The organism is Streptomyces sp. NPDC051133, from assembly GCF_040682635.1.
In the GTDB taxonomy this organism is placed as follows: Bacteria; Actinomycetota; Actinomycetes; order Streptomycetales; family Streptomycetaceae; genus Streptomyces.
Genome location: NZ_JBFBBK010000133.1, coordinates 1,743 through 4,721, shown reverse-complemented (window position 1 = coordinate 4,721; position 2,979 = coordinate 1,743). Strand labels below are relative to the sequence as shown.

Sequence of the window (2,979 nt, the reverse complement as noted above, 5' to 3'; positions counted from 1 at the left end):
CACCGAGGTGTTGACCGGACTACCGGGCGACACGCCGGACGTGAGTGCATCCCCCGCATGGCCTAGTCGGTAGACGTTGCGCATCCGAACGACGAAGGAGCGCAACGAAGTTGGACGCAGCATCTCGTGACATCGAGTCGATCCGCCTGCCGCGATGGGGGCGGGTAGCCGTGGGAGCTGGGGCAGTTTCCTGGCTGGTCTTCAACGAGGAGGGAAGAGCGGTGGAGCCGATTCGTAGGTTCCTGATCGACTTCGTCGCTCGTGACAACCGGCCGGGCAGCGTCCGCAGCTATGCCTTCGATCTGCTGCGCTGGTGGCGTTGGCTTCGGGTGGTCCAGGTCGAGTGGGACCGGGCCACGTCGGCCGAGGTCCGCGACTTCGTGCTGTGGCTGCGTGTTGCGACGAAGCCACGGACGTCGGCGCGGACGGCCTCCGCGGCGACCGCGGGGACGACCAACGCGATCACGAAGAAACCGTACCTGGACGACCTCTACAAGCCCCGCACGATTCGGCACAGCAACGCCGTGCTCCGCAGCTTCTACGAGTTCTGGATCGAGTCGGGCAGCGGGCCACTGGTAAACCCGGTGCCGTTGGCCCGGAGCGCGAGGCGCCGCCCGCACGCCCATCACAACCCGCTGGATCTCTACGGCGGCGAGGGCAGGCTGCGCTACAACCCCAGGGTCCCGCGCCGCCGACCGCGGCAGATGCCGGATGAGAGGTGGAACGAGCTGTTCGCGGCCCTGCGGTCCAACCGGGACCGGGCGATTCTCGCGCTCGGCGTCAGCAACGCGGCCCGCGCTTCCGAGCTCCTCGGGGTTCGCGGCGTCGATGTCGACTGGGGCGATCAGCTGGTACGCGTCGAGCGCAAAGGATCCCAGGCCGAGCAGTGGCTTCCCTCCAGCCCGGAGTCGTTCATCTGGCTCCGGCTCTACCAGAGCGAGGGCCCGCCGCTGGACCCGCAGGCCCCGCTGTGGTGGACACTCCGGCGTCGTGATCACGGCGCCGGGCTGGCCTACCAGCCGCTGAACTACGAGGCCCTGCGCGCGGTGTTCCGCCGAACCAACGCCCTGCTGGGCACGAACTGGTCGATGCACGACCTGCGGCACACCGCCGCGCTGCGGATGTCCCGGGACAAGCGGCTGTCGCTGCGGGACGTGCAGACCATCCTTGGTCACGCCAACCTGAGCACCACCGCCGACGTGTATCTCGTCGAGGAAGAAGAGCAGGTCATTGCCCGGGTTCAGGAGTACCTCGCCGACCGTGAGGAACGCGCGAAGCACCCCGCACCGACCGCTGTCGCGACCGGTTATGAGGCAAGCGACCTGGCCGTTCTGTTCGGAGGCGGCCAGGCATGACGCGACAAGGAAGCCGCCGAGCCAACTCCGTCCGCCGGGCCGGAACCGGCCCCATGCCGGCGAAGCCGTTGTTCATCGAGCACGACCTCAAGGCGGACAAGGACCGCGTCGGCCCGCACGATCACCTCACCCGAGACGAGGTCCTGGCCCTGCTGCCGACCTCACCGCTCTGGCCGCAGCGAAAGTACAGCCGCGGCATGAGCCCGGGAAGTACCAGGCTCGTGGGGGCAGGCAAGATCCTCGACTGGTTGCTGACCTTCCCCGAAGAGGGCTGGCAGGGCCGGTGGTTGGCGGCTGGAGCGGACCAGGGCAAAGAGCTGATCCTCGCGCTGAACGAGGGTGATCCGCGCTGCGCGGAGTCCAGGCGCAACGAGCTCATGATGGGGCTCAACAGCCTGCTCATCAGCCGGGTGGTTCTCCCACGCTACGTCTTCCTGCGCGGCTACAAGGCGTTGCGGCTCTTCAAGGACGTCCAGCAGATGTTCCCCGCCGGGCAGTTGGATCGAATGCGCGACTTCGGCGCCGAGATCGGGATGACGCCTCGGCACATCGACGAGGGACTGCGGGTCATCTCGTCGATGATCCTGCACACGGGCAGGGACCTTGGGCAGCTCACCGCCGAGGACGTCTTCTACCTGCGGGCCGTCGGACGGCGGGAGACCGGCGAGGCATATGTGGGCACCCACAGCGCCTGGGACCTGTTGCGGGGAGCCGGTGTCATCGACTCGAAGGACACCCTCAAGGACGCGCTGCGACACGGCCAGCGGCCCACCACCGAGTTGGTCGACGCCTACAACATCCAGTCCACGCAGGTCCGCAACCTGCTCGTCCGCTACCTCGAAGAACGCCGCCCCGGGATCGACTACGGCACCTTCCGCGGACTGGTACGCGAACTGGCTGGCGTGTTCTGGGCGGACATCGAGGCACACCACCCCGGAATCGATACCCTCCGTCTGCCCGACGAGGTCGTCGACGGCTGGAAACAACGCCTGGTCACCTACGTCCACAAGAGCGGAGAGGTCAAGGAACGCCGTTCCCGCATAGACGTCATGATGCGGGTGCGCGGCTTCTACCTTGACATCCAGGAGTGGGCTCACGACGACCCGTTCTGGGTCCAGTGGGCAGTGCCAAGCCCGATCACCCGCGGTGACGGCGCCGGGAACCACAAGATCATCAAGCAGACCACGGCTCGGATGCACCAGCGGGTCCGCGAGCGGCTGCCCCACCTTCCCGTGCTGCTGGAGACCGCGGAGCGAGTGCACCGGGCGGCCGTCGCTCTGCTGGAGGCCGCGCGCGCCACCCCGTTCAACGAGACCTTCGAGCATGATGGGACGCGATACCTGCGGGTCCTTCCCAAGGTGAACCAGGTGCCCAGCCGACTCGATCACGGTTCGCGGCATGTCTTCATCAAGGAGGTCGGCAGCACCGCGCGGCGGATCAACCAGAGCTTCGTGGAGGATGATGCCTTCTGGGCCTGGGCGATCATCGAGACGCTGCGGCACACCGGAGTTCGAGCCGAGGAACTGACCGAGCTCACCCACCTCGCGCTGGTCTCCTACAAGCTCCCAGACACCGGCGAAGTCGTCCCGCTCCTCCAGATCGTTCCCTCCAAGAGCAACGAAGC

General features: G+C 67.2%; 1 protein-coding gene and 1 pseudogene. Both read left to right on the top strand.

The annotated features are described in order from the left end of the window. Positions 1–110: 110 nt before the first annotated feature. The gene (locus AB0N17_RS45215) at positions 111–1,355 is read left to right on the top strand and encodes a site-specific integrase (RefSeq protein ID WP_366017522.1); all 1,245 of its coding nucleotides are present in this window, start codon (positions 111–113) and stop codon (positions 1,353–1,355) included. Beyond that, positions 1,352–2,979: pseudogene (locus tag AB0N17_RS45210) on the top strand (site-specific integrase); the annotation flags it as partial. The gene AB0N17_RS45215 and the pseudogene AB0N17_RS45210, both read left to right, overlap by 4 nt.